Origin of the sequence: uncultured Bacteroides sp., from assembly GCF_905207245.1 — a bacterium.
GTDB lineage: Bacteria > Bacteroidota > Bacteroidia > Bacteroidales > Bacteroidaceae > Bacteroides.
In genome coordinates this window covers 1-14695 of sequence record NZ_CAJLKP010000035.1, presented here as the reverse complement: position 1 = coordinate 14695, position 14695 = coordinate 1, and the positions used below count along the sequence as shown (strand labels likewise).

The following is a 14695-nucleotide window of genomic DNA, read 5'->3' as shown; positions in this document are numbered from 1 at the left end:
TAGAATGAACGATGAATATAGATGAAATGAAAAATAGCTGGAATGTCCTGAATGAGCGTTTGGAACAAAATGAGATATTGAACAAGAGGATCATCGAAGAAATGATTGCAAGTAAAACAAAATCTGCTTATGACAGTATTTATAATCAGGAATTACGGGGACTTTATATAATCCTGCTCTGCGGCCTGATTGTACTGCCTGTAAACAGGTTCCTGGGAATCAATATGAAACTGAATTCTTTCATACTTTTGGAAGCTGTGATGTTTCTGGCCTTACTGTTTCAATTGGTAATCCTCTATAGCTTATCCAAGTTTAAGCTGAACTATATGAAAGTAAATGAGTTGACCCGTACCATCTTGAAATATAGAAGATTCTATAGCTATAACAAGAAGTATGGTACTATTCTTGGCCTTGGCTCCGTAATAGTCTTTTTGATTTCAGAGAGTAAAATTACCAATCCCTACGCTTTCGTGCCTGTACTGGCAGTAATGATTGTGGGCTGCATCTACAGTTATATGAAAATGAAACAGCACGAACAAAGAATCAAAGAAGTAGAGCAAGGTTTGACGGAACTGAAAGAGTTTGAGAGTGATCCTATCAGAACTGGAAGTAAATGAAAGGCTGAATCTCCGTACTCTTCATCTGGATTACCAAGTAAATTAAAGCAAGCATCAGAACCGCCTTTCCCACAAGGGGGAGGCGGATTACTGCTCTGCAGCAAGCATTTTCCCAACGGTCGGGGCAGAAATGCAGGAAGAAACCCAATGCCATCAGTGCAAACACTTCCCAATAGCCTGCAATCAGTTGCGGGAAAAGTTGCGGGCGGAAAGTGGTATAGATTTGCTTTATCATATCCAACGAAGTGGAAAAATCTGCATTGCGGAAGAATATCCAGCAGAAACAAACAAAATGGAATGTGATAAGTATGCCGAAGAAGCGGCGGATGCCGTGACTTTTTTCTCCCTTTTTCCGTCCGGTCAACGTCATCCAGAATTTATGTGCAGCCAGAGCCACGCCATGGAATAATCCCCAAACGACAAAATTCCAGGAAGCGCCATGCCACAAACCACCCAGAAACATAGTGATGATTAGGTTGGCATATTGCCGTATCTTTCCCTTCCGGTTTCCTCCCAAAGAGATATAAAGATAATCTTTCAACCAACTGGAAAGTGAGATATGCCAACGTCGCCAGAACTCAGTAATAGAAGCGGATTTGTAAGGTGAATCGAAGTTTTTATTAAAGTGGAAGCCAAGAAGCAAGGCGATGCCGATAGCCATATCACTATAACCGGAGAAATCGCAATAGATTTGCAGGGCATATCCATAAACACCCATCAAGTTCTCCACTCCTGAATAGAGCGTAGGATTATCAAAGATGCGCTCTACGAAATTCACACTGATATAATCCGAAATAATCGCTTTCTTGAAAAGGCCGCTTGCTATCAGGAATATTCCTCGCCCGAACATCTCGTGGGAGACAAACAACGGACGACGAATCTGCGGGATGAAGTCACGGGCACGCACAATGGGTCCTGCAACCAACTGCGGGAAGAAAGAAACATAAAAGGCGTAATCCAGCAAATTGGTCAGAGGAGTTATGTCTTTACGATACACATCAATCGTGTAACTGAGCGACTGGAAAGTAAAGAAGGAAATGCCAACAGGAAGGAATATATCATAATGATGAAACGTACCGCCCACAAGTGAAGCAAACACATCTCCCAGAAAATTGGTATATTTGAAATAACAAAGCAAACCGAGATTAATGAAAAGGCTCACCACTACCCACGTTTTACGTTGCCAGCTCACAGTACTGATTGCCATGAGACGGGCTATGAAGAAGTCCGCCACCGTGACAAGCGCCAACAGGAAAAAGTAAGTGCCGCTACTTTTATAATAAAAATAATAAGAAAACGCGGTTACAAATAGTAAACGTGCAGTCAGACGGCGTTGCAACAGCAGATATATCAGAATAAATGCTGCAAACAACCACAAGAAAATGCCGCTACTGAATATCATCGGCGCTTGCGGGTCATAAACGAATACATCACGCAGACGGTTGAAGTCAATATCCCACATAATCATTATAGGCTTTTAAAAGAGCTTGATAAAGTAATTCTCCCTGCAATACATATCCCTCAGGAAGATAGTGCACATGGTCCGGACGCATCAGTCCGGCTTCCTGCCAGTTCAGGCAGGCACGTCTTCTTCCGCCCACAGCTTCGTACATGTCCCACACAGCAAGTCCGTTGTCATCGGCAAAGCGCCGTATGGTTTCTACGGCAATGGAGGTGCGGGGATTGATGCTATACGTGCGGCGACGACGACTTTTCCGGAAGCTGTCATAGGAACCGGGTGGTGTCGTCATCAGCAAAGGGACGTTGGGTAGGCTATCACGAAGCATACGCACCAATTCGTCCATCTGGCGGTAGTGAACCAGAGTATTGTAACGGCGGTTATGACTCTCGTTCGTCCCGAAAGAGAGAATAACGAGGTCGGGATGCAAGGCGGCAATTTCTGAGATGCGGTCGGGACGGGTAAAGGTGATGCAAAAGGCACCATTGATACCCTTATCTATATAGGAAACGGCACCGAAAGTTTCTGCCAGCAGTGTTCCGGTGGTGCGGGGAAGAATACGCCCACGGATATGACTGTCACCGACGTGTACGATACGGATGGTATCAGTAGAAAAGCCGGAGTGCAACAGGCGCAACTTCTCCCAGAAAGGGTTAAGGATGCCGAGACTATCCGTCAGTTCGTTGACACCGGGTTGCCGGAAAGCAGCCGGGAAAGCGATTTGAGGAATGAAAACAGTGTCCGTGCGCTGGGAATAGGAACGGATGGTATCACAATCTGCCGTGATTTTGCTGACAAGGGGACAGGAAGGAATAGGGTCCTGGGCATGAAGAGGCAAGAAGCACAACAAGAAAAAGAGTATACTAAAGAAATTATTCCGCCTCATACGCCCGCCTCCTGTCATACTGTTCTTTTCCATACACAAGCGCCTCGTAAAGTAAGCCTGCCAGATGTTTTCCACCCCGGAAATTGATGTGTGTATAATCGTAATTCGCCAAAGAAGGCTTGGCATGTACCAGATTCACCATGCTCCCCTCTCCGCCCATCGCTTCAAACATATTCCAGAAAGCAACGTCATTGTTGGCCGCAAGGTTCTGTTGATAGCGCACCAGATTCTTGATGCCGGGCATAGTGCGCAGGGTTCCGTCCTCGGTCTTATAATCGCGGTCACCCACACTCACAATCAATATACCCGCCTGTGGAAATGCTTCCTTCAGATGCTCAATAGTGGTCTGCATGCCTGCAATGTATTTATCATAATTCCGCCCGCGCTCGGTGGCAACATTCAGACCATATTGCAGGATGATTAAATCGTAAGGACGCTGGTCATTAAACTCGTGCATCATCCATATAGGAACTGAACGCAATGACAAACCCGAACTGCCACGCAGAGAAAAATTATCCAGGATAATTCCCTGCTTGCCATCCATTGCCAAACCATAGAATAAGGTAGAATCCGCCTCATCCACCATCCAACGGACAGAACCGATGTGACCGTCCACTTTCATTTCCTGCAAGTCTTCTGTAGGAGAGAAAGTGCGGGTTTGTTTCTCATTCCGATTGACATTGACGGAAAGGGTAACTTCGCCTTTACTATAAAAAAAGATGGAAGCCTGCTGGCAAGTATCCAGATGTGAAGCGTATTTACTCTGTCCTTTCAGTTCCACATAAGCGCCGGGACGGGGAACGAAATAATGTCCGGAAATTCCTTGCTTCTTACGGTCGAAGAAGGTGGAATCCATCACGGAATGGCTTTGCCAACCACTAAAGGAGTGGCGCACCGTGGGACGGAAGCCACTGGTCATGGAAGTAATGGTAACGAAGCCGACTCCGCAACCACCGTATTTGCTCTGCAACATATCGCGCAAGTCTGCCGTCAGAATGTCCGCTTCGATAAAAGAGTCTCCAAAAACGGCAATGCGTACCTGGCGCGGGCGTTGAGCCAGTTCATCCAGTGCCCGATAGAAAGGCGTCATTCCCCGTAGGGTAGAATCACTATAATCTTCAATGCACGTCATGCCTGCACGGCAGGTATCCACAAAAGCCGGTTTCACCTTTGGCGGCGGGGGCAGCAAGCTGTCCACTTCTTCGACAGGCTCAACCTGTACACGCACATCACCCAGCAGATCGACACGCCTCATCCCGTGTTCACCTACCGAAAATCCCGGCAGAAAGTACATCAGTAGCAGCCCTGCCAATATCGTAAATGCCCAAATGCAAGTATATTTCAGATAATTCTTTTCCATATTACCCATAAAGGAGCTGCAAAGATAGGGAAAAGACATAAAAAGAAAGGGAAATCTTCACGTTTTGTAAGATTTCCCTTTCTTCACTGTACAGGGTGCCTATCCTGTATGGTCACACTTATATCGTCTTCTCAATGTTCCAGACAAATGCCCGGAGTCCGAGTTGTTGGGTTTCCTCGTCTATCCGGTGAAGTGCATCGAGCAATGGGTCTACTTTAGCATCATCCACTATGGTTATGATAGCAGAACACATACTGGGCCACGCATGACTGCCATAATGTGGTTCACCCGTCTTGCTTCCACGCCCCTGCACCTGCTGCCAGTAGCTGAATCCACGACACCCCTGGCGGTCGAGCAACGCCATGATGCGTTCAAAGAACGCTTGGTCGAATGTTATAAATACGGATTTCATATCTTTTTGATTTATTGTTTTTTAGGTTTCGTCATCTTCTCCTTATGAGCCTGATAGTAATCGTTCAGTTCACGGTCTTTCTTAATCTTGCGACGGCTACGCTTAATACCGATACCAGCAAACGAACAGTAAAGCACAGGAACGAGAATCAATGTCAGAATAGTAGATACCGTCAGACCACCAATTACCGCCACACCCAACGGACGCCACATCTCGGCACCTTCACCCTGTCCAACAGCCATCGGCACCATACCGAGGATAGTGGTCAGCGTTGTCATCAATACCGGACGCAAACGGCTACGGCCTGCCGTAACCACAGAGTGGAGCACTGCCATGCCTCGTTCGCGGCAAAGCGTAATATAGTCGATAAGCACAATACCATTCTTCACCACAATACCAATCAACATGATACCACCCAACAAGCTCATAACGTTCAGGTTAGTGCCCGTAAAGAAAAGTGCCATCAGCACACCGCTGAACGCAAATGGGATGGAGAACATGATGATGAACGGATAACTCAGAGATTCGAACTGGGCTGCCATCACGATAAATACCAGAATGATAATCAACACAGCCAGTGTACCCAAATCGGAGAACGAATCCTGCTGGTCTTCGTAAGAACCCGAAATCTGGATAGAAATACCACTCGGCAGATCCATATTTTCAATAATTTTATTACCGTCAGCTACCACATCACCCAACGGAACGCCGGAAATAACCGCAGATACGGTAACAATACGTTCACGGTCCTTACGTTCGATGGTAGGAGGAGCAGAACGTTCTACCACTTTACCGAGATCCTTTATACGGATACCCTCACCCGAAGGTGTATAAATCAGAATATTCTCCAAATCTTCAATCTTTGTACGGAACTCAGGAGCATAACGCACCCGGATATCGTACTCGTCACCGTCCTCACGATAATAAGAAGCTAAAGATCCGTTCACGCGATTACGAAGATAACCGGAGGCCGTCGACAAATTCAGACCGTGCAAAGCAAGTTTCTCACGATCGAAATCCACCTGATATTCAGGTTGATAATCCTGACGACTAATATTCACCTCACTTACACCTTTTACATTCAGCAGCTTCTCTTTCAATTCGGCCGAAACTTTATCCGTAGCGGTAAAATCATAACCGTAAACCTCAAAGTCGGCACTGGCCTGGGCACTCATACCACCAGTGCTACCACCGAGGATTACCTGCGCCTTGTCCAATTCGGGATAGGCCTTCAAATCTTCACGCATCTCGTCACAGACCTTTTCCAACGAAACGTCACGCTCAGCAGGACTCACCAAACTGATATTGAAACTAATGATATGGCTACCATTATCCTGCATCGAAGCAAAAGTATTATCCGAATCAGCCTGACCCACAGTATAGTTACAAACCTTCATAACATTTTCATAACGCTTCATCCACTTATCCGTCAATTCCGAAGCCAAAGCCTGTGCACGCTCTACACGAGCACCGATAGGCAACTGCAATTTCACTCCGATACGACTATTGTCGGCTGCCGGGAAGAATTCCGAGCCAATGTACTTGGCACAGAACAAACTTGCCCCAAAGAAAATGGCACAACCCACGATAATAGTAGCACGATGGCGGACAGCCCAGTTCAGACGGTTCTGATACCACACGTCCAGATTATCAAGCCCGCGTTGAATAGGTTTATAAAATGCAATGAATATCTTGCTCTGCTTTTTCTGCAAACGCAAAAGCTGCGCACACATCATCGGAGTGAACGACAAAGCTGAGATTGTGGAAACGGTCATAATCACACACATCATCCAACCCAACTGACGGAACAGCACACCGGACATACCGCTTACCATAGTCAACGGGAAGAATACCGCAATCATGGTCAGCGTCGAGGCAATTACAGAAATAGCCACCTCATTCGTGGCATGCACAGCCGCTTGTTTCGGTTCAGACCCTCGTTCAATATGGGTCGTTACATTCTCAAGTACCACAATGGCGTCGTCCACCACATTACCGATAGCAATGGAGAGACAAGAGAGCGAGATGATATTCAGCGAACCACCGTCAATGATGCCCAGATAAATGAATGAGGCCACCAATGACATCGGAATTGTGATACAGATAATTACCGTAGCACGCCAGCGTCCCAGGAAGATGAATACCACCAGAATTACGAACAGCATGGCGTACATGATGGTCTCCTCCAAACTATCAATGGTATTCAGAATGTTATCGGAAGTATTGACAATGATGCCCAACTTCACGTCGCTCGGCAACGACTTCTGCAACTGCGGCAACATGTCGATAACCTTCTGCGAAATGGCCACAGAGTTGGCACCGGACTGCTTCTGTACCACAATCATGGCACCTTGCACACCGTTACTGTAAGTCTTCTGTGCACGTTCCTCCACAGAGTCCACTATGGTTGCCACATCACGGAGATAAACCGAAGCACCGTTATGCGTGCCCACCACGATGTTCGCCATCTCTTTAGGATCCTTAAACTCACCCTCTACGCGCAACGAATAGGTATTATTTCCCACATCGAACGTACCACCCGGAGTATTGCGGTTTTCAGCGCTGATAATAGAACTGATGGTTTCCACGGAAAGATTATAGGCATCCAGCTTATTGGGGTCGCAATACACATTGACCTCGCGCTTGGGTGCACCGGAGATAGACACCGTGCCCACGCCCGGCACACGCGCCAACGGGTTCACGATGTTATCATCCAATATCTTATAGAGTGCCGGCTGACTTTCATCCGCCTGCACGGAAAGCAACAAGATAGGAATCATATCCGTGCTGAACTTGAAGATGATAGGTGTCTCCACCTCATCGGGGAGCTGAGAGCTCACCATGTCCAGCTTATCGCGCACATCGTTTGTCAACACATCGATGTCGTATCCATACTCGAACTCCAGCGTAATTACGGAGATGTTCTCCGATGAACGGGAGGTGATATGCTTCAGGTTGCTGACAGAGTTCAGCGTATTCTCTAACGGACGGGTCACGTTGTTCTCAATATCCGACGCACTGGCACCGGCATAGGAGGTCATCACCATGATGGTGTTGGTCTCGATATCCGGATAGAGGTCCACCGGCAATTTCGACAAAGAGAACAGACCAAATATCGCTACTGCCAGAAAGCAAAGCGAGGTCATAATCGGTTTTTTAACCGCTCCTTCGTATAAACTCATGTTTTTTTTAATTAAGGATGAGGAATGAAGAATGAAGAATTACCCTGCGGCAAGACTGCGTTGCACAACCAGATTCTTCATTCTTAATTCTTAATTCTTCATTTATAATTATTTCTCTACTTCCACTTCCACACCGTCGGCCAGTTTCGACTGTCCGGCAATAACCACCTGCGAATTATTGTCCACACCTGAAAGTAATTCGTATTCAGTGTCCATCCGACGGCCAAGTTCCACCTTGTTATAAGATACTTTGCCATCTTTATACACATAAACATAGCGGTCACCTGAACCGGCACGCTTCACAATAGCCAAATCGGGCACAACCACGTGATCCTGCGTTCCGAAGTTCAACGTCACACGCGCAAACATTCCCGGACGTACCTTTTGGTCGCGGTTAGCCAACTGCACTTCTACAGGGAAGGTACGGGTATTCGCATCAATAGTCGGATAAACGAGACTGATTTTACCTTCAAATTCTTCGTCTCCGTAAACATCTACCTTTACGGCTACTGGAGCCCCCTTCTTTACCTTCGTGAAATAACCTTCGGAAACGTTAATCATCAGCTTCACCGGAGTTATCTGCTCTACGGTCAGTACAGGGTTGCCGCCACTGTACATGTCACCATTGTCATAGTTACGAGCTGTCACCACACCATTGATGGGGCTAAGCAAAGCAGTGTTTTCCAACAAATTTTTATAAGTGGTCTGCTGTACGTCCAGCGCCATCTTGGCCGCATCCCATTCGGATTTGGAAGTACCGCCCACCTTATATAATTCATCAGTACGCTTGAACTCTATTTCCTGGTTGTCCAGACGGAACTTCGCCTGCTTCAGGCTGGCAGCATCCATCTGCACCAGCTTCTGGCCTTTAGCCACGCGGTCGCCTACTTCTACAAAAATCCGGTCGATACGTACGGGAGAAGAAGGAGCAATGTTGTTCTTCACCTCAGCCTGCACCGTAGCTGTATATTCTTGTATCTGGTCAACAGGACGTGCGGTCACAGAGGCCAGTTTCACTCTTGGTTTTTCTTCTACTTTTTCAGTCGCAGCCTTGTCTTTCTCTCCACCACTGCATGAACTCAGTAGTGCAACGGCCACCAGGGCAATTAATTGAAAACTTTTTTTCATATCGTTGTGATTATATATTTCTACTTGTTAATTTAATAATTACGACCCAAAACCTGATCAAGGTCAGCCTTAGCCACCAGATAGTCGTAGATAGATTGGTTATAAGTCAACTCAGCCTGAGTCAGAGATACTTGTGAGCTATTCAGTTCCAGCACCGTGCCCTTACCTACTTCGTAACGCTTACCGGCAATTTCCACCGCCTTCTGAGCCTGCATCACGTTTTCCTTGTTACTGACAACCTGCTCGGAACTTGCCGCCATATTATTCTTGTAACTGGTTACCTGCATATTCAGTTGGCGTTCCGTATTCGTACGATTCTCCCGTAACTGGTTCATCTGAATCCGTGTACTTTTCAGTTTTGTGAAGTTGCTTGCCTTATAAAGAGGGATATTCAAGGTGAACACCAATGAAGAACTTCCACCCCAGTTGTAATCGAAGACATTCCAGTTGTCATTATACAACGACTGATACTGATATTGATAATTCATGCCCAATGTCGGCATAAAATTCGTCTTCAAGGATTTCAGGTTCTGATTAAGCAATTTCAGATTCAATTCGAACTGCTTCATAGTAGTGTTGTTCACTAATCCTTCATCAAACGTATTGAGTTGGTTGGCAAACAAATCCGTTTCATATTTAGCCAGACTGTCATCTATCTTAATATCAAAATCTTCCGTTATCCCCATCAGTACCTTCAACTGAAGTTTGGATAGAGTGACAGCATTGCTTGCTGAAATCACATTCGGCTTAACACTGCGCATCTGCACTTCAGCACTGATCTTATCGAACTCGCTGACAGCGCCTTGTTGGTATTTCGCATTGACCACATTGTAGTTGTCTTCTGCCAGCTTATAGCTTTTCTGCAAAACGTCATAAGAGTCTTGCGATAGCATCAACTGATAATAAGCCTTAGTGACCTGATTAACCAAATCCTGCTTGGAAGCGCGGGATTTCTCTACTGCCAACTCTATGTCTGTTTTCGTCATAGACATTGCTTTGTAAACCGAAGGGGCAAATAACGGTAAGCTGATATTCAAAGCTCCGCTCACAGTATTTGAATTGTCCTGACCCATCTTGAATGACTGCCCGCCAAGATTCATCTGGGCTGCCGTAATCGTATGGTTCCATGTTCCGCCAATGCTGGCTTCCGGCAACAGATTCTGCCAAGTTTCCTTGTTAGCCACTTTCTTCAGGGCTATTTCCTCTTCAGCCACCTTTATGGTCGGATTATCGCTGAGTGCAATTTCCAGTGCTTTGTCGAGGGTCAAGGTTAGGGTTTCTTTCGTTTCCTGTGCTTGCACGGAGCCTACAGCCCACGCCAAAACCACAGTCAACATCATCTTTTTGCCTACTAAAATTAGTTGTCTGTCCATAAAAAAATCAATCTATATGTTTAAAGATTATTTGGTCATTCCGAACTGGTTTGTCGCTTCTGCCGGTACTCCTGAATGAATTCCTCCAACTTCCGGGCTCCTTTCTCCGTCGAAATTCCACGAAGATAGGTGAACATGATGGACTCATACACTTCGAGGAAAGAATACTCCTTGCAAAGGTCTGTATTCATCAACAAGTCGAGCTGTTCGCGTACCAACAGGTTTACAATAGAAAAATTAACATCATCGCGGAAGTAGCCTTGCTTTATGCCTAATTTAAAGAAAGCAATTGTCTCTTCAGAGTCACGGTTACGACGTTTTACCAACATATCATATACCTTGGGGTATTTCTTGATATCTTCAAAGAACTTTTTATTCGTATTATGGAACTTCTCAATGCTCCTTTGATAGAGCTTTAACAAAACTTCCAGTACGTTAGAGGCTTTTTCGTAGACTTCTTTCACATACGCATCCCCCTCGTCCTGAGCCTTTCGAAGACATTCCATCAGTAAGGTTTCTTTATCAGCAAAGACTTCATATAAAGTACGTTTGGAGATGCCCAGTGCTGCCGCAATGTCATCCATCGTAATGCTTTTGATACCATGTGTAACAAAAGATTCCAGAGCAGTATCAATGATACGCTCCCGTAACTCCAACCTCGAAGGGGTTTCTTTCATGTTGTCGCCCGTTTTCATTTCTATTGTCTCCTTAGAATTTTTGATTTCAAGCAGAGATATGTCCACTTTCGGAATAAAACTGGGCAAATATAGAAAGAAAACTCAACCTATGGATTGAGTTTTCTTATTAAGGTTTGCTATATTAATATTTATTATAGATATAGCATATTTATTTGGAAGAATGCTGATTAATAATCGAACTTTGTCCGATTCAGGAAAGCAACTGTCTTATGAATCTCCTTGTACATGACGATATCGTCTTTAATAAAAGGAACTTCCTTGCGATATTCGTTCAGGAAGCGTTCCAAGACCGGAGAGGTTTTCAGCGGACGGCGGAACTCGATGCCTTGGGCGGCATTCATCAGTTCGATAGAAAGGATGTGTTCCAGATTGTCCATGATACGATACAACTTGGTAGCCGCATTGGCACCCATGCTGACATGGTCTTCCTGTCCGTTGGAGGAAACGATGGAGTCGCTACTGGCAGCATAGCAATACATCTTATTCTGACTGACCATAGAGGCGGCAGCATATTGCGGTATCATGAAACCGGAATTCAGACCGGGATTGGCAACCAGAAATTCGGGCAAACCACGCAACCCCATGATAAGTTGTGCCACACGGCGTTCGGAGATATTACCCAATTCGGCAAGAGCAATACCAAGGAAGTCATAGGAAATGGCAAGCGGCTGACCGTGGAAGTTGCCGCCGGAAATGATACGGTCTTCATCAGGGAAGATGGTAGGATTATCCGTTACGGAATTGATTTCTGTCAGCAGGACTGAGGAAACATAACGGATGGCATCTTTCGTAGCTCCATGTACTTGGGGAATACAACGGAAAGAGTACGGATCTTGTACATGCGCCTTATACTGAGCAATGATTTCACTGCCCTCCAAGAGTTTACGGAAGTTATTGCCAGTCTCGATTTGCCCTTGATGAGGACGGATTTGCTGAATACAATCCATGAAAGGATCGATACGCCCATCAAAAGCTTCGAGGGAAAGAGCAGCAATAAGGTCGGCTTTCTTAGAAAGACGGAAAGCTTTCAAAATGGCAAATACACCGTTGGCGCTCATGAACTGCGTACCGTTGAGCAGGGCCAGCCCTTCTTTGCTCATGAGTTTCACCGGTTCCCAACCAAATTCATCGAGGACGCTGATAGCTTCGCGCTTCTTACCTTTATAATAGACATCGCCCACACCGATAAGCGGCAGGAAGAGATTGGCAAGGGGAGCCAAGTCGCCGGATGCGCCCAGTGAACCTCGGTCGTAGACGATAGGCATCACATCATTGTTGAAGAAATCAAGAATACGCTGCACGGTAATGACTTGTACGCCACTATGTCCCAGCGAAAGGGCATGAGCTTTCAACAACATCATCAGCTTAACGATAACGGGACGTATTTCTTCGCCGACACTGCAAGCATGGCTCTTAATCAGATTTTCCTGCAAGGTACCCAATTCATCGGGAGAAATGTTTTTGCTACACAGAGAGCCGAAACCTGTAGTGATACCGTAGAGGGGTTCTTCGGACTCGGCTATCTTATGGTCGAGGTAGTCGCGGCACTTCTGTATCCGCTCCTTGGCTTCGGGAGCCAGTTCCAGTTTCAGGTTTTCGTTAATGATGCGTTCGATGATGTCGAATGTGAGTTCACCGGACCCTATATGATAGACATTTTTCATACTCTTAATTCTTGGTTAATAGCATCCAACACTTCTTTTTCGCGTTCGCAAGCCTGGCGTTCCAGGATGTCGGCTTCCCTTTGCAAATCATCGGCAAAGGCTTTGTCCTTAATGGAACCCAGATTGATGCGGACATTCAGCAAAGCACCCAGCACAGCAGTACGGGCGGACATCAGTGCTACGCAAGCATCAGTCACGGCATTTTGATTTCCGAGGCGGGCGACATCGGTAATGACGGACATCAATTCATAGGCATTGCGAGCCACCTGCATGGGAACGAGAGCCGCATGCTTGGTGGCTTCCTGAATGGCAGCACTGCGGGCGGCTTTCTCTTCGTCGGTAGCTTTAGGCATCTTGAAGCAGGCAAACACAGCATCGTAGGCTTCCGAATCACGGTCGATATCAGCTATGAAAACATCTTTCTCTTTCATGGCAAGGGAAGCTATATGGTTCATCAGTTCCTCGTGTTCTTCGTAATTCTTCTTGCCGATGGTGAGATTGGCAACCATAGCGGTGAGTGCCGAAGCTACGGCACCGTTTAAGGCAGCAATGCTTCCGCCACCGGGAACAGGGTCATTGCCCGCCACTTTATTCAAAAAGTCTTTTACAGTTAAATCAACTAACATGGTATTTTTCTTTTAATGGTTATCGATTGTGATTCATCTTCTCAATCATAGTTCAGTTCTATTCCCGTCATGCTGAGCGAAGCCGAAGCATCTCTTCTTTTTATGTTTTCAGGGGGATAAGATCCTTCGACAAGCTCAGGATGACAGTTACTCTCGCTTATGAAAAGTTATAGCACGGGATAAATCACTCCTTCCTTAATAGTAGTGTTGACACAGTTCATACCTACATAATAGGGCAGGAAATGATAATTATCCGTATTCAATACCACGAAATCCCCTTTCTTACCTACCTCAATACTCCCGATACTGTCCGCACGATTCAGGGCGGCGGCACCATTTAGGGTGAGGGCGGTGATGGCTTCTTCAATGGTAAGTTGCATATAGATGCACGCCAAGGCAAAGGTCAGCGGAATGGAACCTGAGAAGCAACTACCGGGATTAAGGTCGGTGGCAAGAGCCACGGCACAGCCGGCATCTACCATTTCACGGGCACGGGCGTAGTTTTCTTTCAAAGCGAAAGCGGTCAGAGGGAGCAGGGTTGCTACGGTTCCGGCATCTCGCATGGCACGAATACCGGCATCGGATGCGTGCAACAGGTGGTCGGCAGAAACGGCGGAAAGTTCCGCAGCCAGTTCGGCACCGCCCAACGGTACGATTTCGTCGGCATGGAGTTTCAGACCAAGCCCATATTCTTTGGCGGCCTGCAACAGACGGCGGGATTGCTCTACAGAGAAAACGCCTTGTTCGCAGAAGACATCACAAAATTCGGCAAGCTCGCCTTCTACCACACAAGGCAGGACGTCGCGGATGATGAAATCGAGATATTCGTCCGTACGCCCCCGGTATTCTTCGGGCACAGCATGTGCACCCAGGAAAGTGGAAACGATGTCTACCCGTTTATGCTCGTCGCTATTCAGACTGCGCATGACTTTGAGTTGCAGAAGTTCCGTATCTTTATCAAGTCCATAACCGCTTTTACCCTCTACAGTGGTGACACCCATGGAACTCATTTGCTTCAGGAAACTTTCGGCTTTGGAGCGAAGTTGAATAAAATTGCATTCGCGGGTAGCCTTCACGGTGCTCACAATGCCGCCGCCACGCTCCATGATGGACATGTAGCTTTCGCCTTTCAGCCGCCAGGAGAATTCTTCGGCACGTTCGCCACCGAAAACAAAGTGTGTATGCGAGTCGACGAAGCCGGGTAACAGGCATTTGCCACGGGCATTGTAGTGCCAGTAGCGTTGATAATATCCGTCACGGCTCTCGCCCCGGGAGGGACCGACGTAGGAA

General features: G+C 46.5%; 12 protein-coding genes. 1 reads left to right on the top strand and 11 read right to left on the bottom strand.

Annotated elements, in window-relative coordinates; translation table 11 throughout:
• Positions 1-11 precede the first annotated feature (11 nt).
• Positions 12-617, top strand: a complete 606-nt coding sequence (locus tag QZ135_RS12035) for a hypothetical protein (RefSeq protein ID WP_294609287.1) — start codon at positions 12-14, stop codon at positions 615-617.
• Here the strand turns inward: QZ135_RS12035 and QZ135_RS12030 are convergent.
• From QZ135_RS12030 to hutI, 11 genes are all read right to left on the bottom strand, one after another.
• The gene (locus QZ135_RS12030) at positions 598-2085 is read right to left on the bottom strand and encodes an MBOAT family protein (RefSeq protein ID WP_294609285.1); all 1488 of its coding nucleotides are present in this window, start codon (positions 2083-2085) and stop codon (positions 598-600) included. The two genes, QZ135_RS12035 and QZ135_RS12030, sit on opposite strands and share 20 nt — an antisense overlap.
• The gene (locus QZ135_RS12025) at positions 2066-2995 is read right to left on the bottom strand and encodes an SGNH/GDSL hydrolase family protein (protein WP_294609283.1); all 930 of its coding nucleotides are present in this window, start codon (positions 2993-2995) and stop codon (positions 2066-2068) included. The genes QZ135_RS12030 and QZ135_RS12025 overlap by 20 nt, the downstream gene beginning before the upstream one ends.
• Positions 2949-4322 (bottom strand): SGNH/GDSL hydrolase family protein, encoded by a 1374-nt coding sequence (locus QZ135_RS12020; RefSeq protein WP_294609282.1) that lies wholly within the window; start codon positions 4320-4322, stop codon positions 2949-2951. The genes QZ135_RS12025 and QZ135_RS12020 overlap by 47 nt, the downstream gene beginning before the upstream one ends.
• A gap of 118 nt (positions 4323-4440) precedes the next feature.
• Positions 4441-4734 carry a PG0541 family transporter-associated protein gene (locus QZ135_RS12015; RefSeq protein WP_294609280.1) on the bottom strand — a complete coding sequence of 98 codons (294 nt, stop codon included), beginning with the start codon at positions 4732-4734 and terminating at the stop codon, positions 4441-4443.
• A gap of 11 nt (positions 4735-4745) precedes the next feature.
• Positions 4746-7916, bottom strand: a complete 3171-nt coding sequence (locus QZ135_RS12010; RefSeq protein ID WP_294609278.1) for an efflux RND transporter permease subunit — start codon at positions 7914-7916, stop codon at positions 4746-4748.
• A gap of 108 nt (positions 7917-8024) precedes the next feature.
• The gene (locus QZ135_RS12005; RefSeq protein ID WP_294609276.1) at positions 8025-9044 is read right to left on the bottom strand and encodes an efflux RND transporter periplasmic adaptor subunit; all 1020 of its coding nucleotides are present in this window, start codon (positions 9042-9044) and stop codon (positions 8025-8027) included.
• 32 nt (positions 9045-9076) lie between these two features.
• The gene (locus QZ135_RS12000; RefSeq protein ID WP_294609274.1) at positions 9077-10417 is read right to left on the bottom strand and encodes a TolC family protein; all 1341 of its coding nucleotides are present in this window, start codon (positions 10415-10417) and stop codon (positions 9077-9079) included.
• A gap of 35 nt (positions 10418-10452) precedes the next feature.
• Positions 10453-11112 carry a TetR/AcrR family transcriptional regulator gene (locus tag QZ135_RS11995; RefSeq protein WP_294609272.1) on the bottom strand — a complete coding sequence of 220 codons (660 nt, stop codon included), beginning with the start codon at positions 11110-11112 and terminating at the stop codon, positions 10453-10455.
• Between the two features lie 170 nt (positions 11113-11282).
• A complete protein-coding gene (gene hutH / locus QZ135_RS11990) occupies positions 11283-12779 on the bottom strand; it encodes a histidine ammonia-lyase (protein WP_294609270.1) in 1497 nt (498 codons plus the stop codon).
• Positions 12776-13405 (bottom strand): cyclodeaminase/cyclohydrolase family protein, encoded by a 630-nt coding sequence (locus tag QZ135_RS11985; protein ID WP_294609268.1) that lies wholly within the window; start codon positions 13403-13405, stop codon positions 12776-12778. Before QZ135_RS11985 ends, hutH begins: the two co-directional genes overlap by 4 nt.
• 167 nt (positions 13406-13572) lie before the next feature.
• A partial coding sequence (hutI, locus tag QZ135_RS11980; RefSeq protein ID WP_294609266.1) for an imidazolonepropionase occupies positions 13573-14695 on the bottom strand: 1123 nt, incomplete at its 5' end.